At 35.2% G+C, this 23,733-nt stretch carries 18 protein-coding genes; 4 read left to right on the top strand and 14 right to left on the bottom strand.

What is annotated here, in order from left to right:
- Nucleotides 1–114: 114 nt before the first annotated feature.
- Entirely contained in the window at nt 115–2,433 is a 2,319-nt protein-coding gene (locus BBBE_RS02135) for a PAS domain-containing sensor histidine kinase (RefSeq protein WP_010700973.1), read from the top strand.
- A 5-nt stretch (nt 2,434–2,438) separates the two neighbouring features.
- Here the strand turns inward: BBBE_RS02135 and BBBE_RS02130 are convergent, their stop codons facing one another.
- The 13 genes from BBBE_RS02130 to BBBE_RS02070 form a co-directional block, all read right to left on the bottom strand.
- On the bottom strand, nt 2,439–2,981 hold the full coding sequence (locus tag BBBE_RS02130; RefSeq protein ID WP_010700972.1) for a methylated-DNA--[protein]-cysteine S-methyltransferase: 543 nt from the start codon (nt 2,979–2,981) through the stop codon (nt 2,439–2,441).
- Between the two features lie 79 nt (nt 2,982–3,060).
- Nucleotides 3,061–5,985 carry a bifunctional [glutamine synthetase] adenylyltransferase/[glutamine synthetase]-adenylyl-L-tyrosine phosphorylase gene (locus tag BBBE_RS02125; protein WP_010700971.1) on the bottom strand — a complete coding sequence of 975 codons (2,925 nt, stop codon included), beginning with the start codon at nt 5,983–5,985 and terminating at the stop codon, nt 3,061–3,063.
- Nucleotides 5,986–6,093: 108 nt separating this feature from the next.
- Nucleotides 6,094–7,476: a sensor histidine kinase gene (locus tag BBBE_RS02120; protein WP_010700970.1), complete on the bottom strand. Its 1,383-nt coding sequence runs from the start codon at nt 7,474–7,476 to the stop codon at nt 6,094–6,096.
- Nucleotides 7,473–8,159, bottom strand: coding sequence for a response regulator transcription factor (locus BBBE_RS02115; protein ID WP_010700969.1), 687 nt, complete (start codon nt 8,157–8,159; stop codon nt 7,473–7,475). The genes BBBE_RS02120 and BBBE_RS02115 overlap by 4 nt, the downstream gene beginning before the upstream one ends.
- Before the next feature lie 79 nt (nt 8,160–8,238).
- Nucleotides 8,239–9,744, bottom strand: coding sequence for a Do family serine endopeptidase (locus tag BBBE_RS02110; protein ID WP_010700968.1), 1,506 nt, complete (start codon nt 9,742–9,744; stop codon nt 8,239–8,241).
- Nucleotides 9,745–9,953: 209 nt separating this feature from the next.
- Nucleotides 9,954–10,385 (bottom strand): cytochrome c-type biogenesis protein, encoded by a 432-nt coding sequence (locus BBBE_RS02105; protein WP_010700967.1) that lies wholly within the window; start codon nt 10,383–10,385, stop codon nt 9,954–9,956.
- On the bottom strand, nt 10,382–12,367 hold the full coding sequence (locus tag BBBE_RS02100) for a heme lyase CcmF/NrfE family subunit (protein WP_010700966.1): 1,986 nt from the start codon (nt 12,365–12,367) through the stop codon (nt 10,382–10,384). Before BBBE_RS02100 ends, BBBE_RS02105 begins: the two co-directional genes overlap by 4 nt.
- 2 nt (nt 12,368–12,369) lie before the next feature.
- Nucleotides 12,370–12,855: a cytochrome c maturation protein CcmE gene (gene ccmE / locus BBBE_RS02095; RefSeq protein WP_010700965.1), complete on the bottom strand. Its 486-nt coding sequence runs from the start codon at nt 12,853–12,855 to the stop codon at nt 12,370–12,372.
- 194 nt (nt 12,856–13,049) lie between these two features.
- Nucleotides 13,050–13,886 (bottom strand): tetratricopeptide repeat protein, encoded by an 837-nt coding sequence (locus BBBE_RS02090; RefSeq protein WP_010700964.1) that lies wholly within the window; start codon nt 13,884–13,886, stop codon nt 13,050–13,052.
- Nucleotides 13,887–14,338: 452 nt separating this feature from the next.
- Nucleotides 14,339–15,751, bottom strand: coding sequence for a sensor histidine kinase (locus tag BBBE_RS02085; RefSeq protein ID WP_010700963.1), 1,413 nt, complete (start codon nt 15,749–15,751; stop codon nt 14,339–14,341).
- Complete coding sequence (locus tag BBBE_RS02080) at nt 15,748–16,416, bottom strand: response regulator transcription factor (RefSeq protein WP_010700962.1); 669 nt, start codon at nt 16,414–16,416, stop codon at nt 15,748–15,750. Before BBBE_RS02080 ends, BBBE_RS02085 begins: the two co-directional genes overlap by 4 nt.
- A 20-nt stretch (nt 16,417–16,436) precedes the next feature.
- A complete protein-coding gene (locus tag BBBE_RS02075; protein WP_010700961.1) occupies nt 16,437–16,673 on the bottom strand; it encodes a hypothetical protein in 237 nt (78 codons plus the stop codon).
- Between the two features lie 1,085 nt (nt 16,674–17,758).
- Nucleotides 17,759–18,613 carry a peptidoglycan-binding domain-containing protein gene (locus tag BBBE_RS02070; protein ID WP_010700960.1) on the bottom strand — a complete coding sequence of 285 codons (855 nt, stop codon included), beginning with the start codon at nt 18,611–18,613 and terminating at the stop codon, nt 17,759–17,761.
- A 693-nt stretch (nt 18,614–19,306) separates the two neighbouring features.
- Here BBBE_RS02070 and BBBE_RS02065 point away from each other — a divergent pair.
- Both BBBE_RS02065 and BBBE_RS02060 read left to right on the top strand, forming a co-directional pair.
- Nucleotides 19,307–19,669 carry a DUF5330 domain-containing protein gene (locus BBBE_RS02065; RefSeq protein ID WP_010700959.1) on the top strand — a complete coding sequence of 121 codons (363 nt, stop codon included), beginning with the start codon at nt 19,307–19,309 and terminating at the stop codon, nt 19,667–19,669.
- 122 nt (nt 19,670–19,791) lie between these two features.
- Nucleotides 19,792–20,199: a SufE family protein gene (locus BBBE_RS02060; RefSeq protein WP_010700958.1), complete on the top strand. Its 408-nt coding sequence runs from the start codon at nt 19,792–19,794 to the stop codon at nt 20,197–20,199.
- 106 nt (nt 20,200–20,305) lie between these two features.
- Here the strand turns inward: BBBE_RS02060 and BBBE_RS02055 are convergent, their stop codons facing one another.
- The gene (locus BBBE_RS02055; protein WP_010700957.1) at nt 20,306–20,743 is read right to left on the bottom strand and encodes a Ros/MucR family transcriptional regulator; all 438 of its coding nucleotides are present in this window, start codon (nt 20,741–20,743) and stop codon (nt 20,306–20,308) included.
- A gap of 867 nt (nt 20,744–21,610) precedes the next feature.
- Between BBBE_RS02055 and BBBE_RS02050 the strand changes: the two genes are divergently transcribed.
- Entirely contained in the window at nt 21,611–23,710 is a 2,100-nt protein-coding gene (locus BBBE_RS02050; protein ID WP_010700956.1) for a S9 family peptidase, read from the top strand.
- The last annotated feature ends 23 nt before the right edge of the window (nt 23,711–23,733 follow it).

Below are 23,733 nucleotides of genomic sequence, written 5' to 3'. Positions count from 1 at the left end.
CCTAAAAAAAAGACTAGACAGAAGACTCCTGTTTTGATTCACTGTACCCACTGGTTTGTTATGAGTACAAAAATAGTTTTCCAGTCATATTATTCATGATTAGAGGAACCAGAAATGGAGAAATTGGACGTATATAATGCGCCCACAGGAATATATTCCGATTCAAAACCGAGCGTTCAAAATCGTAAGGTACAGGAAGCGTATATTGATTTGCTTTCTAGTTCAATTCACAAAAAACTTTTATCGATTGAACCCTGGTTACGCCGGTCTATCCCATTTATTATTATTCTTTTCCTCGTTGTGTTAGCAGTAGTTCGTTTTGTCTCAATCTACGATTTACGCAAAACGATTGATAAAAACACGCACTCTACAATGAATCTTTTAGCTGCCCACATCATAAATATGATTGATCGTGACTTACCTACCGTTACTAAGCAAGGAAAAGTTACTGGCCTTTCTCATAGTCATTTAGAAGATATCTTTGCTGATCTGCATAACCAAAGCCTTGCCAATACCAATACTATAATCGCTATAGTCGATCAAAATGAAAATGTTTTAGCTTCATCTAGTTCAGAGATAATCTTAGGAAAACCTTTAAAAAATTTCATCTCTGAAAATACTGCTTTAGAATCTCTTAAACAGCACACTGGCGCCACACAAATTAAAATAGGAACAGAGCCTGTCTTAGCTTTACTCATCCCAGCAAAAAATAGCCAATATAGCGTATTGATAAGTGAAAAAACGCACGATATCTATATGGAATGGCGTAAAATCTTCTCATTAAATATGACCTTATTCATAGGAACTACTGGTATTATACTGGCTCTTCTTTATGCGTATTACAATCAAGTTTTACGCGCACACAATATAGATCTGGTTTTGGAAAAAAATCAAAACCGTATTGACATGGCAATGATGCGTGGACGTTGTGGACTGTGGGATTGGAATATAGCAAGCGGGCGAGTATATTGGTCACGAGCCATGTACGAAATGCTTGGTTATGTGCCTCAAGACGCACTGCTATCAATTTCTCAAATTACTGCCATCATCAACCCAACTGATACTAATTTTTTTGATCTTGCTCAGGAATTAATGAGTGGTAAAAAAAAGCATATCGATATTAATATTCCCATGCGTCATGCCGATGGTCATTATGTATGGATGCGTTTTCGTGCCGAAATTACTGAAGGAGAAGAACCTCATTTGGTTGGTATTTCCTTCGATATTAGCGAACAACGTCAACTTGCCGAACAAACAGCACAAGCTGATCTTCGTATTCGCGATGCTATTGAAAATATTTCAGAATCTTTTGTATTGTGGGATGCTGAAGGGCGTCTAGTTATGTCTAATAGCAAATTTTGCGAATATGCGGCTATTCCCAAACAAATTCTGCAATCAGGCATCCAACGTGCAACTGTTGAAGCTATGGCACGTCCTGCTATTAATGAATATCTCCTTAAAGAAGATGGAACTGGTAACCTAACAAGTATTCGCCAAACTGCAGATGGGTGTTGGCTCAAAATTAATGAACGGCGTACACAAGATGGAGGACTTGTTTGCACTGGTACTGACATTTCCGAGCTTAAGCAACAACAAGAAAAATTTAAAAACAGCGAAAAGAGCCTTTTTTCTTTCATTCAAGAACTCAAGCGTGCACGAGGCAATGCCCAGCAACGTGCAACAGAGGTTGAAAAACTTAACAAAAGCCTACAAGCAGAAAAAGAACGAGCTGAAAGTGCTAATAAAGCTAAATCAGAATTTTTAGCCAACATATCCCATGAATTACGTACCCCCCTTAACGCTATTCTTGGTTTTTCAGATATCATGTTACAGTCCACCTTTGGTCCTCTTGGCTCACAACGCTATAAAGAATATATGCGTGATATTCACAATTCAGGAACCCATCTCCTGACTCTCATCAATGATATCCTTGATATGTCAAAAATTGAAGCTGGAAGATTTACTCTTGATTGTAAAAATATCGATCTTGAGCCAATTATCAGTGAAACAGTCCGAACACTTACCCCACAAGCACAAGAAAAAAAGGTTTCTGTTACAACGAATATTGCACCAAAGCTTCATGCTGAAGTTGATTGCCGTGCCATAAGGCAGATTTTTCTTAATCTCATTTCCAATGCCGTTAAGTTTACACCTTCTGGTGGCAACATTGATGTTTGTGCCTTCCAGAAAGAAAATAACCTTATTTTTAAAATAAAAGATACAGGAGTTGGTATTCCTCAAGCAGCAATCAAAAAACTTGGGCAACCCTTTGAGCAAGTTGAAAATCAATTTACTAAAACTCATACTGGCTCAGGCCTTGGGTTAGCTATTTCTCGTTCTCTCGTCAAACTACACAAAGGAAAGCTTGAAATTATTTCTGAAGAAGAAAAAGGTACAACTGTAACTATTACAATGCCAATCCAACAAAATTAAAATTGTTAAACAAAATATTCTTGCCGTTCTCGATGGAGCAAAATTTGTTTTCGTTGAATACCCCAACGATAACCTGCAAGAGCACCATTTTTATATATCACACGATGGCAAGGAATGACTAATGCCAACTTATTATGTGCACACGCATTAGCAACTGCACGAACAGCCTTTGGCATGCCGATATGTTGCGCTAACTCTTTATAAGAAATTGTTTCCCCGCATTGTACTTCCCATAATGCACCCCATACTTTTTGTTGAAAAGCTGTACCTTTAATATCTAATTGTAAATCATGACGTTCTACCAATTTAGGAGTTTCCACCATTGCTATAATATGCGCAACTTCTCTATTTAATACATTGCCATCAATATTGTATTGCACATTGGTAAAGCCTATTTTTAATTCCTGTAATAACTGCTCAACAGTATCACCTAAAGCTATATTACAAATACCTTTACGAGATTTTGCAATTAAGAGAGTCCCTATTGATGTCTCCTTCAAGATAACAACAATCGCATCTTGCGAATTCTTGTTTTCAAGTTCTATCATAAATACCTTTTGAGAACTTAGCTGATACTTTGTATAATTTAATCTTCTAATAAAATGAAAATTTTATGATAAAGTATATTCAATCTTTTAACACTTGTGTAAAAATTGAACGTACCGATTGCCCTGTCTCTTCAATCAGTTTCTCGACACGTAGCAAATCAGGTTCACCAACGCTATGCAACAAGAGATCACCTAATCCAGGCGGCATATCATCAGGATTAAGATAATCATTTAAGCAAAGGCGTATAATTTGACTTAAATTTGTATAAAGACAATAAGCATAATGTAACTCAGAAATAAATGTTTGATCAAGAAAACTTTTCGGTAAATGAGAAAGAATATCAGCAGTCGTCGTTCCAATCTGGAACTCAATCATATGAGTTATAACAGCAAATTGAGCAATAAACTCAAGATCCATAATTCCACCAGGTATAGTTTTTAAATCCCATCGATTTTTCGGTGGTTTTTTTTGCTCAATTAAAGCACGCATTTCACGTACTTCTTTCGCGATCATTTTTTTGTCGCGAGGAAGTGCAATAATTGCACGAACCTCATTTTCCAATTTTTGTAAAAAATCAGCATCTCCAGCTATACCTCGCGCTCGTGTTAAAGCAAGATGTTCCCATATCCACGCTTCCTTACGCTGATATTTTGCAAAAACTTCAAAAAAAACAGCAACAGGCCCCTTATTGCCCAATGGTCGCAATCGTAGATCAACCGCATAAAGAATACCTTGACTTGTAGAAGAAGATAAAGCAGAAACAAAACGTTGTGTCAGACGAGTATAATATTGGGAGACATAAAGAGGCTTTTCCCCATCAGATATTTCTGCACCCTCATCATGATCATAAAGCACAATAAGATCAACATCTGAACCCGCAGTTAATTCACAGCTTCCAAGTTTACCCATACCTAATATGCCAATACGTCCTCCTTTAACATTACCATGGCAACGGGAGAATTCTTCTTGAACAACAGCAACTGTTTTCTCAATCATAAGATCCGCAAGTGCAGTAAAAGCAAAACCTGCTTTATCTCCTGTAATTGTACCGTTCAAAAGTCGAATACCAATCAGAAAACGTTGCTCATCTGCAAAAATTCTCAGACGATCCAGAATATCTTCATAAGCAGTTACGCCCTCAAGGAAATAATTAATTCGATTTTCTAGATAAGCTTTTGTTGGTAATTCTGAAAAAATTGTTGGATCCAGCATTCCATCAAAAACATGCGGTTTACGTGTAATAATTTCCGCAAGGCGTGGAGCTGCTCCCATAATACGTACCAACATGTTTAAAAGAGATGGATTAGACTGCAATAAACTAAACAGTTGAATCCCTGAAGGCAAACCTTGCAAAAAACTATCAAAACGCAACATTGCTTGATCAGCCCTTTTAGTAGCACCGAAAGCTTTCAAAAGTGCTGGTGTAAGTTCTGTTAGTCTTTCACGTGCTTCAGCAGATTGAGTGGCTTTATAACGCCCACAATGCAATGTACGCATGATACGACAAATATCACTAGCCCTTTCAAAACCTAAACGGCTTAATGTGATAAGTGTTTCGGGATCATCTTCCTCACCTGTAAAAACTAAATTGCCAATTTCCAGGCCAAGTTCTTGTTCATGTTCAAAGAGCACTGCATAATGTTTTTCAACAACTTTAAGTGTTTCTAATAACTCACTCATAAAACAGCTTTTCTTCTTATACCCCATTAAATATGCAACACTAGTAAATTGAGAAACATCCTGTGGCAGAATATGCGTCTGTTCATCGGCAAGCATTTGAATCCGGTGTTCAACGTTACGTAAAAAAGCATAACTTTTTATAAGGCTATCTCTGGTTTTCTTACCAATCCAACCAAGATTATAAAGCTCTTTCAACATTGCAACTGTTTCACGTCCACGCAATTGAGAAAAGCGTCCACCTGCAATTAATTGTTGTGTCTGAACAAAAAATTCAATCTCGCGAATACCACCTCTTCCCAACTTTATATTATGGCCAAAAGCAGAAATTTGACCATAATTTTTATACGCGTGGATTTGACGTTTGATAGAATGAATATCGGCAATAGCAGCATAGTCTAAATATTTTCGCCATACATAAGGTGAAAGATCTTTAAGTACATTAAAACCTGCAATAATATCACCCACCACGGGACGTGCCTTAATCATAGCTGCACGTTCCCAATTTTGACCACGCCCTTCATAATAACGTAAAGCTGCACTTACCGGTAATGCTAAAGGCGTTGAGCCTGGATCAGGGCGAAGCCGCAAATCAAGCCGAAAAACATATCCATCAGCAGTGCGAGCTTGAATGATATAGATCAATCGACGTACTATTTTAGAGAATACATCAACACTTTCATAAAAATCACCAATATGAGGCAACGTGTCATCAATAAAAATAATAAGATCTATATCAGAAGAATAATTAAGCTCTCCTGCACCAAACTTTCCCATACCTAAAACGATCAAGCCACTATTTTGTTCTGGATTATCACGATTAAGCAAACTAATCTTTCCATGATCATGTGCTTCTCTCAAAAGAAAACGTAAAGCTGCACCCAAAGCCGCTTCACCCAAAAGGGTTAACCATGCACATGATACCGAACAAGTAAAAATGCCACTCAAATCAGCTAAAGCAATAAGAACATGTGCTTCTTTTTTCTTGCGCCTTAGAGCAGCCATTAATGAAGCTTCATGAATACCTTCAACTCTATCGACAGTTGCAATATCTTCTATAATTTTGCTAAGCCTTGTTTCCATATCAACATCCAATAAAGGACTAAGATAAGATGGATTTGCAATCAAAACTCCACGCAAAAAAGGAGATAAAGTCATCACTGCACTAATGAAGTCAACCTGCTCTCCCCCAGCTGTAATATAGGAAACCAATGATTCTAAATTTTCTTTTCTTGCTTGTTCTTCAATATCCTTTAGCCATTGAGAACCACTTTCATCAAGTGGACGTAAAGAGAGAAACTGCGTTTTTAAAAAAGCTTTTTTCATCTGCATTCCCTTGAGAAAGCATTTTGAGTTTTGTTTTATTGTATTCACATTACAGATTTAGAAAAATAGTTTTACACACATCAAATAAAATGATGAAGTAAACAAATATTAAGGAAACATTAAAACAGCTCTAAGCCCTGGACTTGCATCTTCAAGTAAAAGCTCTCCTCCATGAAGTTTCATAACAGCTTTTGCTATACTCAAACCAATACCACAACCAGGCTGTGTGCGGCTTTCCTCAAGACGAACAAACCGTTCTGTTACTTTTTCACGCTTATCTTCTGCAATTCCCGGACCGTTATCACTAACCACAACCAGCAAGCATTCACCACGGTATTCCATTGACAAAGAAATTTCTATATTTTTTTCATCATTAGGTGCATATTTGATTGCATTATCAATAAGATTAAAAATAGACTGCGCAATAAGCTCACGATTCAGCATAAGCTCTTTATCAAATATATGTCCTAATCGAAGCAAAATACCTGCTTCTTCAGCAAAAGGTTCATAAAGTTCAACCGCATCTTCAAGAATTAACTTCACATTCATTGGTTCAAGATGTGCAATCGAACTGCTGGCTTCAATGCGTGAAATCATCAAAATAGCATTAAAAGTACGAATAAGTTGATCTGATTCAGCAATAACATCATCTAGCGCCTGTCGATATTCAAGCTCTGTCTTTTGTCCTGACAGTGCTTCTTCAGCACGATTTCTAAGGCGTGTTAGCGGCGTCTTAAGATCATGAGCAATATTATCTGATACCTGACGTAAACCAATATTTAATTCTTCAATACGATCTAACATAACATTGAGATTGGCTGATAGTCGATCAAACTCATCACCTGCTTGAGAAACAGGTAAGCGCTCACTAAAATTACCATCCATTAAATGTTGCGATGCAGCTGTGACACGATCAATCCTCTGCAACGCCCGTCTGCCCACCAAAAACCATATTAGTAAAGCCCCTCCCACCATCGCTATAAGAGCAATCATCACAGCTTTACGAATAACCTTTGCAAAACGTTCTGGTTCATCTAAATCCCGTCCAACAAGAAGCTTCATAGCATTTGGCAAATCAACAACAACCGCTAAAGCACGATGCTCACTTGTTTTGCCATGTTCTCCAAAACGTGAATATAAAAAAGAATCTGAAAGGAAGCCATTATATTTAAGCAGACCAGGCTCAATACGCGCAACATTCCCTGTTAAAATACGCCCTACAGGGTCAGTGACAAGATAAAGAAAAGCCCCTGGCTGTCGCGAACGATAATCAATAGTACGCATTAATAAAGGCAACCCACCGTAATTATAAGCGCTTTCAATATTCCTTAATTCTTCACGTAAAGTTTGTTCAGTTTGATCTGTTAACAATGAAACAGCAAACGCTGTCATATAAATAGAAAGACTAGCTGCAACCAAACTAAACAGTAATATATAAAGCGCAGAAAGTCTTAGAGCAGTTGTGCGCATTATATTGATTAAACGATTCATACTTTTTTGTCTGGAGCCTTTAGCATATATCCAGCTCCACGTACCGTGTGTAAAAGTGGAACATCAAAGTCTTTTTCAATTTTTGCCCTCAAGCGAGATATGTGAACATCAATTACATTTGTTTGTGGATCGAAATGATAATCCCAAACATTTTCCAAAAGCATCGTGCGTGTAACAACCTGGCCAGCATACCGCATTAAATACTCAAGTAAACGAAATTCGCGTGGTTGTAATATGATATTTATTTCACCGCGTTTCACTGTATGTGCTAACCGATCAAGCTCAAGATTGCCGACGCAATAAACAGTTTCTGCTTCTTTAGGACTTTTCCGTCGTTGCAGCACTTCAACACGTGCAAGAAGTTCTGAAAACGCATAAGGTTTTGTCAGATAATCATCACCCCCTGCACGTAAACCCGTCACACGGTCATCAACCTGCCCTAAAGCAGAAAGAATAAGAACTGGCGTTTTATTACCTTTTGCACGTAATTCAGAAACAATGGACAGACCATCACGATATGGGAGCATCCGGTCAACAACCATAACATCATAATTTCCTGTTTCAGCTAAAGAATAACCAGTCTCCCCATCACAAGCAATATCAGCTGTATATCCTGCTTCCAAAAACGCTTTTTCAAGATAACGCCCTGTCTCACGATCATCTTCAATGACAAGTATCTTCATAAAACGCTTCTCCAATTATTTTATTAAACAATTATGGGACAGAAATTTATAAAAATTCTGTCCCACTGGTTAACATACGTTATTTCTTAACAATTTGAAGAGCAATAAAACGATTTTGATCATTTGTACGTACTTGCAACAATATTGCATTTCGCCCTAGCTTTTGTGCATTCTTAATTGCATCAGTAATATCAGACACCTTTTTAACTGGCTTGTTATTAACTGTTACAATCACATCACCAGGGTGAATTCCCTTTTCTGCTGCTTCTGAATCCGAATCCACATCAGTTACAACCATTCCTGGACCATTATCAGAAGGAGTGACAATCAAACCGTAATCTTCTAGCGTTTCATTTGCCCCCTGTTGCTTACTTGAAGATCTTGAAGTCTCTTTCTTATTTTCACTTTCCGGCATCGCATCAAGCTTAACCTTAATCTTTTCTTCTTTACCAGATCTCCAAACATCCAAGACTGCTGTTTCTCCCGGTCTAATATGTGCAATACGCCTTGCTAGATCACGTGCATCAGTAACTTTTTCACCATTCACTGCAATAATCACATCACCCGTTTTAATACCAGCCTTTTCTGCAGGCCCTTTAAGTGGATCAGTAACTAAAGCACCTTTGACTTCCTTTAAACCTACTGAATCAGAAATTTCTTTGGTCACCGGTTGAATCTGAACACCAAGCCAACCACGTTGAACTGAACCTTTTTCAATAAGCTGCTTTACAACCTGTTTGGCTGTCGTTGCGGGAATAGCGAATGCAATTCCAACATTTCCCCCAGAAGGAGAAAAAATTGCTGTATTAATCCCAACAACTTGCCCATTAAGATTAAAAGTTGGCCCACCAGAATTACCCCTATTAACAGCAGCATCAATCTGAATAAAATCATCATAAATACCAGCACCTATATCACGTCCACGTGCTGAAACAATCCCTGCTGTTACAGTCCCACCAAGACCAAATGGATTACCAACAGCAACAACCCAATCGCCAACATAAAGCTTCGAATCATCAGCAAAATCAACATATGGGAATGTTCGTTTATCATCCACTTTTAATACTGCCAAATCAGTTCGAGAATCTGTTCCAATAAGTTTGGCATTAAGCTCTGTACCATCATCAAGAACAACAGAATAGCTTGTTCCATCAGAAATTACGTGATCATTAGTCACAATATAACCATCAGATGAAATAAAAAAACCAGATCCAAAAGCTATAGGACGAGATTTATGTGAACGATGGGAAGGCTTATTATTAGGCCAACCACGATCATAAAAGTCTTTGAAAAATCTTTTCAAAGGATGTTGATCTGGTAATTGATCAATACCTGGAGCGCTAAAAAAACCATCAAAGAACCACTCTTCTTTTTTTGCATTGCTCTTCACCTGCACTGAAACAACAGCAGGTTTTACTTGAGACACAACATTAGCAAACCCCTGCTGCTGCACTGATGGAACGAACACAGGATCTGCATGAGCTGCTGTCATCCAAAAGCTTGATCCACTCAAAAACATTGTACTTGCTAAAACCGTAGAAAGACCTATTGCCGGTGATATCATACGGAAGATTGGTTTAACCATTTTATGTGCTCCTATTGAGTAATATTGAGGTCTTTATTGAAATTAATAATAGAACAACAGACCTTACCGTTTTCTGTCTAAATCGTTAAAGTTTTGTAAGGTTAGATAAATAACAATTCATAATAAATAGAGCTAAAGCATTAATTAAACAGATCAAACTTCTTTGCTGTATATAATTTACTTCACTTTGATAACATTTTTAGCCGTCTTTATTTATTAGTTTTGAAAGCAATTAATTTTGGGTGCTTGCGGCGTTTTATCTGAAAAAATATAACACTTATACCAATGATAAAAAACATCAGAGGAAACAACCATAAAAACCATGTTATTTTATTGAATGGTAATTCCAATAAAATAAATTCACCATATCTTTCAACAAGAAAATCAATAATCTGTTGATCATTATCACCTGCTTTTAAGCGTTCACGTATTAAAAGGCGCAAATCATGGGCCAATGGAGTACCTGAATCATTAATCGACTGATTGTAGCAAACCGGACAACGCAATTGTGATGAAATATCGCGAGCACGTGATTCAAGTATTGGATCTTCTAAAATTTCATATGGCTCTACTGCTATCACAAATCGTATAGAAAAAAGAATAAAATAGAAAATAAAAGCCCAAAAGAAAAACCTTCTCATCGCAATACTCTTTCAGAATATTTAAAATTGGAATTTACCTGTTTACACCCCCTCATACGTAGCCAATAACCTAAAAGAGAAAAACAGCCACCAATTGCCATCATCAATGCACCAAACCAAATACAGATCACGTAAGGTTTCCACCGTATATGTACATCAAGACCTTGATCGCCTATCCGACCTGGTTCAACATAAAACTGAGAAAAGCCATAACTTTGAATACCAACTTTTGTTGTTGATATTTTTTTACTTGAATAAAATCTTTTTGATGCCGTTACATTGCGCACAGATTTCTGATTTTTATATATTTTAAAATCAAATTGCATTTCAGAGTAATTTGAGAAAGCAACATTACGTAATGTATCAAAGCGAATAGTTTTACCAGCTATCGTAACTGTATCTCCTATTTGCATGGTTAACATTCGTTCTTGTTCAAAAGTTGCAACACAAACAATACCAAATAATGTGACACCTAATCCCATATGTGCCAATGCAGTTCCAAAAACAGACCACGGTAACCCAAAAAATCTCCTAGCTCTTATTAACACTGATGTTTTTCGATGACCACTCTTCGTCCAAAGATCAGCTAAACCACCCAAGAAAACAAAAGTTGAAAGCCCAACTCCCAAAGCTGCAAAAATATCACGCCAAGACGTTGTGTAAAATGTGATAAAACAAGCCACGCAAGCTAATACAAAAACAACCCACAACCGCTCAAAGACTGCAAGAAAATCACCACGCTTCCACGCTATCATTGGCCCAAATGGAACCAACAATAATAACACCACCATTAAAGGTCCAAATGTAAGCTTAAAAAAATGAGCACCTACAGAAATTTTTTGTCCAGTTAATGCTTCAATAAAATAAGGATAAAGTGTACCGACCAATACTGTCGCTGTCGCTATGGTGAGAAATAAATTATTTAAAACAATAAAACCTTCACGCGAAATTGGCTGAAAAAATCCACCTATTTTCAAAACAGGTACACGCAAAGCAAAGAGCAAAAAAGCCCCACTTATGAAAAAAAGTAAAATAGCAAGAATTGCCTGCCCACGTGCTGGATCAATAGCAAAACTATGAACAGACATTAAAATACCCGAACGAACAAGAAAAGTCCCCATAAGAGAAAGAGAAAAAGTAAGAATGGCTAAAAACAAAGTCCAACTTTTTAAGGCATTTCGCTTTTCAAGCACAATAGCAGAATGTAAAAGAGCTGTTCCTGAAAGCCACGGCATAAACGAAACATTCTCAACTGGATCCCAAAACCAATAACCGCCCCAGCCAAGTTCATAATAAGCCCAATATGAACCAACCATAATCCCAAGTGTTAAAAAAATCCATGATAGAAGAATCCATGGACGTACCCAATGTGCCCAAACTCTATCGACATGTCCTGTAACTAATGCAGCTACTGCAAAAGAAAAACAAACTGAAAAACCAACATAGCCTAAATAAAGAAATGGTGGATGAATTGCTAAAGCATTATCCTGTAAAAGAGGATTAAGGTCATTTCCTTGCAACGCCGGTGGATTAATACGTACAAATGGGTTAGATAAAAAAAGAATAAATAAAAGAAAAGCACTTGTAATCCAACTTTGGCAACTTAAAACTAATGCTTTAAATTTTTCTGGCAATTGGTGACTAAACAATGCCACCAATGTACTAAAAAAAGCTAGAATTAAAACCCATAATAACATTGATCCTTCGTGATTACTCCAAACGCCAATGACTTTATAAAACATTGGTTTTTCTGAATGAGAGTTCTCAACAACATTTAGTACAGAAAAATCAGACACCATATAGGCATGCACAATAATTAAAAAAGATGAGAGCAATAATATAAAGATGATATACGCCAGCGGCCCCACTATCCGCATTAATAAGTGCTCTCCCCACAAAATACCCCAAATAGGTAAAAAAGCCTGCAATAAACTAATCGAAAATGCCGATGCTAAAAAAATATGACCCAATTCAACGAGCACGATTAAAATGCCCTCTCCATACTATGACGCTTCTTCAAATTATCAGCTGTTTCCTTAGACATATAAGTCTCATTATGTTTTGCCAAAACACGTGTACCTATAAAAAGCCCCTGTTTGTTAAAATATCCTTCTACGATAACACCCTGTTCTTCACGAAACAGATCTGGCAATATGCCATTGAAAACTACTTTTTGGTGCTTTGAATTATCAGTCACGAAAAAAGTTACTTTCATCTTGTCACTGTATTCAACAGTCCCTTTTTCAACAAAACCACCTAAACGCAAAGAGTGACCTTTTAAAATATCTTCTTGAGTTATCTCAGATGGCGTTCGGAAAAAGCTCGCAGCATTACGCATTGCATACAATAAGAAGCCTGCTGCAATTGTCACCACTAAAAGGCATGATAAAATCAGTAGCAAACGCTTTTTTTTCCGCTTTTTCAAAATAATCTTAAGTGAAGAAAGACTCTTTAAAGATTGACTGTTCATAGCTTATTTACAAAAAATATTTTTATAAATGCGTGATATACATAAGTACAATTTAATCACTCATACACTTTATCTTTTAGACAGCTTTGTAATAACCTTTACACTAGTATAATTTGCTTATCTAAATTTTTACTACTCAATAAGCCCATTTGTTTCAATAGTTTTAAGCTTCTTTAATTCACTTCCTTGATATTCTAATCACATGTACCACGTAACTGAACTATCATTGCTTCAATATGAGATCGTCCTGGAACATTTTTAGACATTGTATCGAGAAAATCTTGCAAAAGTTGAACTGCCTGTTCAGGCTTACCTGCCTGGCAAAGTCCATTAGCTAAAAATAAACGAGGATAAAAATCATCCGGAGCTAAATCTGCAGCTTTTTGAAAAGCATTCTGCGCTTCTTGTGTAATTATTCCACCTTCATAACCAACCAACGCTAGACCATACCCTATTAACCTTGGAGCTGTTTCTCCATTCAAACGAAGAGCATCTAAATAGATATTCACCGCATCCTGAAAAAGACCTTCCTCAAAATAACTAATTGCTAAAGCATCTGCTATCTTACCATTATTCGGCATGCGAAAAAAAAGCGTTTGTAAACGTACAAGTTTTTCATACCTATTTAACGTTTTTGGATCCTTATCCATTAATTCACTAAAGAAATAACTTTTGATTCCTGGACTGCCTGTCAAACTATAAATACCCCACGTTACAAAGGGAACAAATAAAACAACAAAAGCCTTAAAAGCACAAATGCTCTTATGATGCTTGTAAGGCTTCTGTATAAACCCCTTCTGTGTTTCAATAGCAGTGGCAGTATCAGGTAATTCAAGAGATACTTTTTGTACGCAATTTTTATCAATGAAGTTATGTCCAAAACCAGATTCAATTCCGTAAATCTGACTTTTACCTTTATCCATAACCAAAACTTGCTTATCTTTCTTTGGCCCATAATCAAAATGCAGCAAACAAAAGATAGCAATTGTTAAAAGAATGAGAAAAAGTGCAGCTAAAATTAACAATAGCATATTACTATAGTACCATCATAACAATTAAGAAGCCATAATCGATTGTCTCTTTACTTTCTAATTCATGCAAAAAATTTTTAATTTCCATTAGAATTGCAGCATGTATTATTATAAACTATTTGTAGCGTATTATTGAGGATAAAAAAACAGCTGTGTTGTTTAAACTTCTTGTAGTTGAGTTCAATATATGACTGCCACTTCATAAACTCACAATCAAGTATACTAAACCATAAGAACAAAACCACTTTTACATTATAGTTGAGCAAAATTTATTACCAATTCTACTCACATATACAAAGCTATAACAAAGTTTTATTTATAGAGCTCTAGTTGTATACTACCACCACCTTAATATACAAAAAATAACTTTCTTACCTCAATGCATTTATGAAAATACTACTCCATTCCATTTGTTAATTGCTAATATACATGCCTCTTTAGAAAGAATATATTTACCGCCTTGGCAATAAAACTTTTATATATAATCCACCCAATTTAGAACGTGATAAAGAAAGACTCCCTCCATATTCATTGACTATATCTGAAACAATTGCTAACCCTAATCCTGTTCCCGGTTTACTTTCATCAAGTCGCTGTCCCCTTTTTAAAGCTTTGTCCATTTGCTCTTCTGTTAAACCAGGACCATCATCTTCAATAATAATATTAAAGAATGCTGCTTCTTCAAAACCCTCTTCTAAACCACAGCAAATTAAAATTTGGGTACGAGACCACTGAACAGCATTCTCAATTAAATTACCGACAATTTCTTCTAAATCTTCCCTTTCACCAGAAAAAACAATATCATCAATATCCATGATAAATTGAATATGTTTATCAGGATTGAGCTTTTCCATGACCCGCACCAAACGATCAAACACTTTACGGACAGATGTGTGATAAATAATACTGTTGCACTGCGCTGCAATACGAGAACGTTGTAAATAATGATTGATCTGAGCTTGCATCATTTTAACTTGTTCACACAATAAAACAGCCTGTTTTCCACTCATTTTATCAGTTTCATTCATGATAACTGATAAAGGTGTCTTCAATGAATGAGCAAGATTACCAACCTGTATCCGAAATCGTTCAATAATACGCTGATTATTATTAATAAGAGCATTCATTTCTTGTGCCAATGGCATAATTTCGCTCAATAAATCCGTATTGACATAATCAGCTTTACCTTCACGAATATCATTCAATGTTTGCCGAATCCGCTTCAATGGTTGAAAACTAAAAAAAATAACAGCAATATTGATAAGAACACTACCTATACCAAAGCTCCAAAGAAAAATTTGTAAAGTTTGCTTGAACTCTTTTACTTGCGCATGCGCTTCATCAATATTCCCAATGAGACGAAAACGTGCAACCCTATTTTGATTATCTAAAACAATATCGCTTTCAATAACCTGTAAATTTTTACCATCATCCCCTTTTATTCGATAAGAACGAAAAAATTGATTGTCAAAAGGTATATCAACATCGCTTGGTGAAAAAATTTTTTTAGTTCCCAACGATGGCGACATCAATCTTCCATGTAAATCAGGTGATACAGCAACTACTTCCCAATACCACCCTGATGTAGGATCTGAATAACGAATATCATCAAATCCAAGACCTCCTTTTAAATAACCCTCAGACGTTACGGTTACAGTCGCAATAAGACTATAAAGCTGAGCAGAAAGAATGCGGTATAGACTTTGTTCACTTGAATGTTGATAAAATAAAATACTTATTGCTGAAATAGACGAAACCGAAATAGTAACCCATAATGTAGATAAAATCATAACACGTAAGCTAAGAGAATTACCCACAAAACAAAAAAATTGCTTAAGCCGGCTATTGTTCTTCAAGGCCGTCATTTTTCACCTAATGCTTTTATCCGATAACCCATTCCACGAATAGTCTCTATCAAATTTACTCCAAGCTTTTTTCGTAACCGCCCTACAAAAACTTCAATCGTATTTGAATCTTTATCAAAATCCTGATCATAAAGGTGTTCGATAAGCTCTGTCCTTGAAACAATTTGATCACAATGGTGCATAAGGTAAGAAAGAAGTCTAAACTCATGTGATGTCAATTTAATCAATTGACCATCGACAAAAACACGAGAAGTCTTAGTATCCAACAAAACACTCCCACAGGATAATGAATTTGTTGCATGGCCTGCAGCTCGACGAATTAACGCTCGTAACCGTGCTATTACCTCCTCTATATGGAACGGTTTAACAACATAATCATCAGCACCTGCATCAATGCCAAGCACTTTATCAGACCAGCGATCACGCGCTGTTAGCATTAAAACAGGCATGGAACACCCCTCTTGGCGCCATTTCTCAACGACACAAATCCCATCCATACCTGGTAAACCAATGTCAAGAATCACAGCGTCATAAGGTTCTGTACTTCCTAAAAAATAAGCTTCTTCACCATCAAAAACACAATCAAAAACATATCCTGCATTTTTCAAAGCTTCTGCTAATTGATAATTAAGATCTCGATCATCTTCAACAATTAGAATGCGCATCATTATACCTGCACAAAAAATTAATCAGCAGGAACGACAACTTCCACGCGACGTGGTCTCTTACCATTATGAGCAGGCATTACAATTACAACCACGCACATATTTTCACCATCTTGTACAATCGGCGTTGAGCGCGTCAACGTCCCACCTTGACGGTTAGCAATTCTTTTACCCACCTCAGTACAATCGGCAGCTAAAACAGAATTAACACCCATGATACTTAAGCACATTATAAATAAAAAAATTTTTTCTATCATAAATAGTTTATAATCTACTTTACATGAATAGAAAATGAACAATAAATTTTTTATTTATGCAAAATCATAAATTAGTACTTGGCTTGTAATGGCAAATTAAAAAGAATTCTAACTTATATGATAACTTAATTAGCTCTACAACAGCATAACACATACTTCCTACGCCCATGTATAGAACAAACTCTCATCAAGAAATAAAGCTATAACTAGATTTATTCACGCTATTCTACTTAAAGGTATTGATACTTATTATTGTTCATATTTGTTCTTTATTATTAATATCTTATTACACACTAAATAATATATAAATATAGCTTGAAAAGAGTACTTCTCACTTAACCACTCTAAAGATCAATACAATTTTGACCACTATCAGCTTATACGTACAAAGGTATTATTTTCTACAGCTTTAATGCCTGAATAGTATTTTACATTATACCCTATCTTATCATTGAGAACTCTATACAAATAATAGAACTCAAACAGTCAACACTTAAAAGTGATACCATTTCAATTTTTGTAACTTAACAACTGAATGCAACTTGCATTACTTTATGTATTTTCCCCTCCCTACTTGAAAAAATCTCTCTTTAGCTGCAACTTTTTTCATTTAATGAATAAAAATCATATCATCCTTCAACTGCACAACCATTCTATTCCCATTAAAAAATAGAAGCATACCAGAATGATAATTTTCAATCTTAATTAAATTCAAATAGAAATCACATACAGCTTCTTGTTCTCATTTTTTGGCAACCTAAAATCCTTGTCTTAAATCAAAATTCAATAAGATATTTATAGATACCCTCTTTTGAGAAAGAAAAATTGTCCTGTGCAAATACAAATTAATAAACATTTTAATAACTATAAGCAAAGCTAAAACTTCCTTTTGCTTTGCTTAAAACATGTTATGTTCAATAGTATCCCCGTTTATTTCTAATAAAACAAATAAGAGAAGATATCCAAAAATTCTGAATAAACGATATTTATATTACTTTTAAAAATTCTAGTCTCAATTTATTTCTATGGAATCCAAACTGTAAGCTATAAAATTCAAAAATAAAGAATCTATAGAAAAAACTATTTCAACTCAGTAAACCAACTTCACGCATTTTGAGCAAAACTTTACGATCAATCTTACCTGTTATGGGAAGCTTAAACATCTTTTGAAACTGTTTTAAAGCATGCATAGTTTTTTCATCTTCTATACCAGTGATTGTTACCTCTTGATTACCAAAAACACGTAAAGCTTCCTGTACCCGCATAATATCTGTAACAAGAGGCTTTAAAACAGCTTCCTCTGAGTAAGCTAAATCATCTGTTATTATTGGATTATTTGCCATCTCTACTTCACTACGCTCAATGAGTGCAGCAACTTCATCCCTTGGACGTTTCGATATAATATCTTTTTGCACCGATAAAGCTCTATTAGCAGTTCGTTGTTTCAGCAGCTCTATAGCGTGGCGCATCTTGAGATTATCCACACCATCTAAAGGACCATCATATAATTCAAGTTTCGCTAATTCTTTTTGTGTTTCCAACAAATCTTCTGGTAAAGTGCTCTGCAAAGAATTGAACGGTGAATTTTGATGTAAACTTTTTGCAATAGGTACAGGAATAACAAAGGTATTTTCTTGAGATGTAGCACGTTCTTTAAGCAAAATAAAATTCTGTATAACAGTTGGAACCACCGCTAATCTCATTTCAATGAAGCTGTCTTGACGCGTTTTTATTTGTGAAAATAAAGCATTGAAAGCAAAAAATCCAAAACTAATAATAAAAAAGAAAAAGCCTACAATCAATAAAGCATTTATACGTGCACGACGATAAAGCCATTTTACTAACCCAAACAGAAAACGGCAATTTATTAAGAAAAATGTTAGAATAATACTGCGCTTTTTTACGATTTTCGTTTTACGCATTTTTCGTTTTTTCGCCATTATTTTAATTTTTTATTTTTAACTGTAATTGCTTTCCATGTAAAATTAAACATAAATTATTATTCACTTTCATCTAAAAAAGCGCGCTTGCCACAACTGCTCCGTGCTTCTTTAGTTAAACTAAATATGTTCATTATACTGATATACAAATTTACAAAACTTACTAAGTAATCCCTCTAACAACTATCTTAACAAGGCTGTACCTATAAACTCATCTTTCTTGGCTTATATTCCATAGTACTTAAAATTACGTTGAGATATATTTTATAATATAAAAAATCAACTTTGCAGTATATATCTTCCTAGATAACTCTTATGAACCTATACCCTCCGCATAATGATTTGCTCAATACAATTTTCAAATATAATATGACACATTGATATCAATTTTTTCCACTAATATCCGATTAATCTTATAGGCTTCATTTCAGATTCTATTCACAACATCGAAAAAGTAAAAACCTATTTAACCTGCTCACTGCAAATGCACGTTTATTTTCTCGGCTTTTCATTCTTTTTCAACATAAGTCACAAAATTAGCGCTACTTAAATTACAACAAACAATTGAAAAAATAATCAAAAAACACTGAAATAAATGCGAAATTTTACAAGGTCAGCATTATATAAATTTTTCATCAAGGAAAATAACATAAATTATTTTATTCATTTGTAATTACAGTATGTTGGTGCTCTATGATACGTTTTTTAATCAAATCAGCATTTTTTCTATTTGTTATTTTTGTAATCATTTCATTTTTTTCCTCAAAACAAAAAGACAATCACTCTTCCACCCTAGAAGCCAATATAACAGCAAGTGACGCGATTATCGCTTTAAAAAATACAGTCACTGATTTAGGAAAATTCTGTGAACGTAATGTAGAAGTTTGTAAAACTGGAAAATCCTTTTTCAGCCCACTCGGTGAACGCGCACGTGACGGTGCAAAAATAGCCTATGAATACCTTGATCACATATTTAGTAATAAAAATACCATTCAACCTGAAAATGCTATTCCTGAGGAAAATACTTTTCCCCCCGCAGAAAAACAGATCAAATAAAATTATACAGAATTACCTTGAAATAAAAACTTTTTCCGTTTTTTGTATTTTACAAGAAAGAGATACGTATCTGTCAACTAAATGCACTATACAGTCACCAAAACAAAACAAGGATTGAAGTTATGGCAGAAACGATTGATGATATTATAGAAAATTTTTCTTTTCTTGATAACTGGGAAGATCGTTATCGTTACATCATTGAGCTCGGCAACGAATTACCACCTTTTCCAGAAAGCGCACGAGACGATGCTCACAAAGTTCCTGGTTGCGCCAGTCAAGTATGGCTTTTATCTTCACGTGACAACTCAGAAAATCCTATATTAACATTTCAAGGCGATTCTGATTCCCATATTGTTCGTGGACTAATTTATATTCTTCTCGCCTTCTATTCAGGTAAAAAAGCTTCTGAAATTCGTATAGCCGATGCTGAAGGATTGCTTAAAACGCTTGGCTTAAATGAACAGCTCACACCACAACGATCGAATGGTTTTAAATCCATGATTGAACGAATTCGTACCGAAAGCTATTGATAACCTCTAAACCTTTCAACAGCTATATAAACCCCTCATAAAAATATACTTTATAAAAAAGTACTCTCAGACGTTGGATTTGAAGACCGTTTTTTTGAAAATGCAATTATTTAGTTTTCTTTTTTTGGCGTTTACGCCCAAGCCCCATTTCTTTAGCTAAAGTTGAGCGGGCTTTTGCATAATTGGGCGCAACCATAGGATAAGAGCTATCTAATTGCCATTTTTCACGATATTCTTCAGGCGACATTTTATAATGTGTCATTAAATGACGCTTTAAAGACTTAAACTTTTTTCCATCTTCAAGACAAATAAGATAATCAGGAAAAATCGAACGCTTTGGATTAACAGCAGGTCTTTGTTTTTCAACTTCAGCTTCTGCTGATGCAGCACTCCCCACTTTCAAAAAAGCAGCGTGAACATCAGCAATTAGACCTGGCACTTCAGTCGGCCGAATTGAATTATTACTTACATAAGCAGCAACAATATCAGCAACTAACGTAATAACTAAATTGCTTTCAGTCTCTAGGACTGGGTGATGTTCCATCCTTATTTCCTTTAATTTCTAAAATTGAGATATTATTCGCATTTACACTCATGACATTGAAATTTTAATGCATATAAGTTTCATATTGTACAAAAATCTTTTTTGTCAATTCAATTATTTTATAAAATCATCTCACCACAGAAAAAACAAATAAACTCCTCTTTTTTGACATACTATATCATAAAAACTCAACCTGTTCCTTTTACGAAGTCATTTTTGTTATAAAATATTATCTATAAGCGCAAAATATAGCGCAAAATTAATTATTTTACATTAAATTTATAAAGATATTTAATACGAAATTATAATGTATAGAATGAGTTTTTTATTAAACAATGATAACCTCATAATTTTGTATTTGCCACATAAATCTCAATCCTGATATAAATAACTTTTTTTAAATACAAAAAGCAATTTAAACAATTTTTTTAAGTTCAACAAAAAGAACGCTATGGATAAAAAAATCAAAAACGTATAAACAAACTAAGAATAGTGTGACAATTAATACTAGAAGAACACAACATCACACATTAACACAATATCCAAAGAATTTTTTCTATTCAGATTTTTGTATCCCACTCTCAATATAGTCTCACTGTGTATGATAGAGATTTACTTCATTGGGGAAGAGGTTAAATTTAATTTTAATACCAGCTAAATTTTTAACCTATTAATTAAAGATATCATTATCTTGATAGAAAGTGATATTTATAACATATAACGAATAAAATACACTGCATAAACTGTGAAAATTACTTAACCATGTTTTACAGGAAAATTAGAGTTTACAAGTTTATGCAATTTACATGAATAGTGTTACTCTAACATATAGAAAAAATCATCAAAATCTTTAAATAGGGCCATGGTATGACGACTCATCCACCTAAATTTCCCCCAAAAGCATCGAAAATTATTTATAAAAAGATGTATCATGGTATTTACCGCAATGATCCTTATCATTGGCTACGTGCACCTAACTGGCAAGACGTTTTAAAAAAACCTAGCTGTCTTGACGAAAATATTCGACACTACCTTGAAGAAGAAAATGCTTATCAAACTTCTCAAATGGCTGATACAGAAACATTGCAAAATCTGCTTTTTGCAGAAATGAAAAGCCGCATTCAAGAAGATGAAAGTTCCATTCCTATAAAACGTGGCCCTTTTGCCTATGGGTTATGCTATAGAACTGGAGGAGAACAGCCACATTATTTTCGCACACCAAGAAATGGGGGGAGAAAAAACATTTATCTCAATGGTGACGTTTTGGCTGAAGGTAAAGATTATTTTAATTTTGGTTCAGTCCATATATCTCCCGATCATACACACGCTGCATGGACCTATGATGATAAGGGTTCTGAATTCTATACAATTAAAATTCGCAGTTTTAAAACATTATCTGACTACACAGATACAATCACAAATACATCCGGACAACTCGTATGGGATGCCAAATCTCAAGGTTTTTTCTATACTAAAATGGATAAAAGCCACCGTCCCTCAAAACTCTATTACCACCAATTAAACACTGACGCATCTCAAGATAAGCTTATTTTTCATGAAGATAACCTCGGATTTTTCTTACATGTAAGCGGTTCTAAACTTAATGACGTTATTTATATTAACATTCATGACCATGAAACATCAGAAACCTGGCTTATCCCTGCTAAATCACCCTTTACACCCCCCCAATGTGTGCAAAAACGACAAAAAGGCATTGAATATTCGCTTACAGAAGGAGGCGATATTTTTTATATTCTCACCAATCAGGATAATGCAAAAGACTTTAAAATCATGATTGCCCCATATTCATCTCCGCAATCAGAAAACTGGTCTGAACTTGTACCTCATCAACCCGGACGCTTGATCCTATCTCACGATGCCTATCAAGATTTTCTTATTTGGTTAGAACAAGTTGAAGGACTTCCTTCTATACAATTCATAGAGCGCTCAACCAAACAAACCCATTCCATTGCCTTTACAGAAGAGGCCTATTCCTTAGACTTACAAGGCGCTGCAGAATATAATAGCCAAACCATTCGTTTTGCCTATTCATCTATGACAACGCCTAATCAAATTTTTGATTATGAAGTAAAAAATCGTAAACGAATTCTTTTAAAAACGCAAAAAATTCCTTCTGGGCATAATAAAGATGATTATGTAACGCGGCGTATTACAGCAATTGCAGATGATGGTGAAAAAATTCCTATTTCTCTTGTTTACCATAAAACTACTGCGCTTAATGGTAGTGCACCTTGTTTACTTTACGGTTATGGCGCTTACGGATTTTCTATTCCTGCAAGTTTCAACAGTAATGTACTTTCATTAGTCAATAGAGGCTTTGTCTATGCTATTGCTCATATTCGTGGTGGAAAAGAAAAGGGCACTGAATGGTATGAAAAAGGAAAACACCTTTTTAAACACAATACATTTAATGATTTTATTGCTTGTGCACGTCATCTTGTAAATCATAAATTTACTGCCCATGATCGGCTAATCGCCCAAGGTAGCTCAGCAGGAGGAATGCTGATGGGAGCTATAGCAAATCTAGCTCCTCAAGATTTTGCCGGAATCGTCGCTAATGTCCCTTTTGTTGATGTTTTAACAACAATGCTAGATGCTTCACTGCCCCTCACACCTCCAGAATGGCCTGAATGGGGTAACCCCCTTGAATCAAAAGAAGACTATAATCTTATCGCTTCTTATTCCCCCTATGATAACATCAAACACCAGAAATATCCCCCTATTCTCGCCATCGCAGGATTAACAGACCCTCGTGTAACCTATTGGGAACCTGCAAAATGGGTAGCAAAACTGCGTGATTTTAAAACAGATGATAATACAATTTTATTGCGTATAAATATGGCTTCAGGTCACGCAGGTGCAGCTGGACGTTTCTCAAAATTGGAAGAAACCGCATATATATATGCATATATCCTAAAAATAGCCGGAAAAATTATCGATAATTAACATTTTCTAATAAAGACTTCATA

This window comes from Bartonella bovis 91-4 (genome assembly GCF_000384965.1).
Lineage (GTDB): Bacteria > Pseudomonadota > Alphaproteobacteria > Rhizobiales > Rhizobiaceae > Bartonella > Bartonella bovis.
This window is presented reverse-complemented; position numbering and strand designations above follow the sequence as displayed.

What these genes read in the sequence shown, in the direction of transcription:
- BBBE_RS02135 (WP_010700973.1), top strand. Translation starts at nt 115, where the DNA reads ATGGAGAAATTGGACGTATATAATGCGCCCACAGGAATATATTCCGAT.
- BBBE_RS02130 (WP_010700972.1), bottom strand. Translation starts at nt 2,981, where the DNA reads ATGATAGAACTTGAAAACAAGAATTCGCAAGATGCGATTGTTGTTATC.
- BBBE_RS02125 (WP_010700971.1), bottom strand. Translation starts at nt 5,985, where the DNA reads ATGAAAAAAGCTTTTTTAAAAACGCAGTTTCTCTCTTTACGTCCACTT.
- BBBE_RS02120 (WP_010700970.1), bottom strand. Translation starts at nt 7,476, where the DNA reads ATGAATCGTTTAATCAATATAATGCGCACAACTGCTCTAAGACTTTCT.
- BBBE_RS02115 (WP_010700969.1), bottom strand. Translation starts at nt 8,159, where the DNA reads ATGAAGATACTTGTCATTGAAGATGATCGTGAGACAGGGCGTTATCTT.
- BBBE_RS02110 (WP_010700968.1), bottom strand. Translation starts at nt 9,744, where the DNA reads ATGGTTAAACCAATCTTCCGTATGATATCACCGGCAATAGGTCTTTCT.
- BBBE_RS02105 (WP_010700967.1), bottom strand. Translation starts at nt 10,385, where the DNA reads ATGAGAAGGTTTTTCTTTTGGGCTTTTATTTTCTATTTTATTCTTTTT.
- ccmE (WP_010700965.1), bottom strand. Translation starts at nt 12,855, where the DNA reads ATGAACAGTCAATCTTTAAAGAGTCTTTCTTCACTTAAGATTATTTTG.
- BBBE_RS02090 (WP_010700964.1), bottom strand. Translation starts at nt 13,886, where the DNA reads ATGCTATTGTTAATTTTAGCTGCACTTTTTCTCATTCTTTTAACAATT.
- BBBE_RS02085 (WP_010700963.1), bottom strand. Translation starts at nt 15,751, where the DNA reads ATGACGGCCTTGAAGAACAATAGCCGGCTTAAGCAATTTTTTTGTTTT.
- BBBE_RS02080 (WP_010700962.1), bottom strand. Translation starts at nt 16,416, where the DNA reads ATGCGCATTCTAATTGTTGAAGATGATCGAGATCTTAATTATCAATTA.
- BBBE_RS02075 (WP_010700961.1), bottom strand. Translation starts at nt 16,673, where the DNA reads ATGATAGAAAAAATTTTTTTATTTATAATGTGCTTAAGTATCATGGGT.
- BBBE_RS02070 (WP_010700960.1), bottom strand. Translation starts at nt 18,613, where the DNA reads ATGGCGAAAAAACGAAAAATGCGTAAAACGAAAATCGTAAAAAAGCGC.
- BBBE_RS02065 (WP_010700959.1), top strand. Translation starts at nt 19,307, where the DNA reads ATGATACGTTTTTTAATCAAATCAGCATTTTTTCTATTTGTTATTTTT.
- BBBE_RS02060 (WP_010700958.1), top strand. Translation starts at nt 19,792, where the DNA reads ATGGCAGAAACGATTGATGATATTATAGAAAATTTTTCTTTTCTTGAT.
- BBBE_RS02055 (WP_010700957.1), bottom strand. Translation starts at nt 20,743, where the DNA reads ATGGAACATCACCCAGTCCTAGAGACTGAAAGCAATTTAGTTATTACG.
- BBBE_RS02050 (WP_010700956.1), top strand. Translation starts at nt 21,611, where the DNA reads ATGACGACTCATCCACCTAAATTTCCCCCAAAAGCATCGAAAATTATT.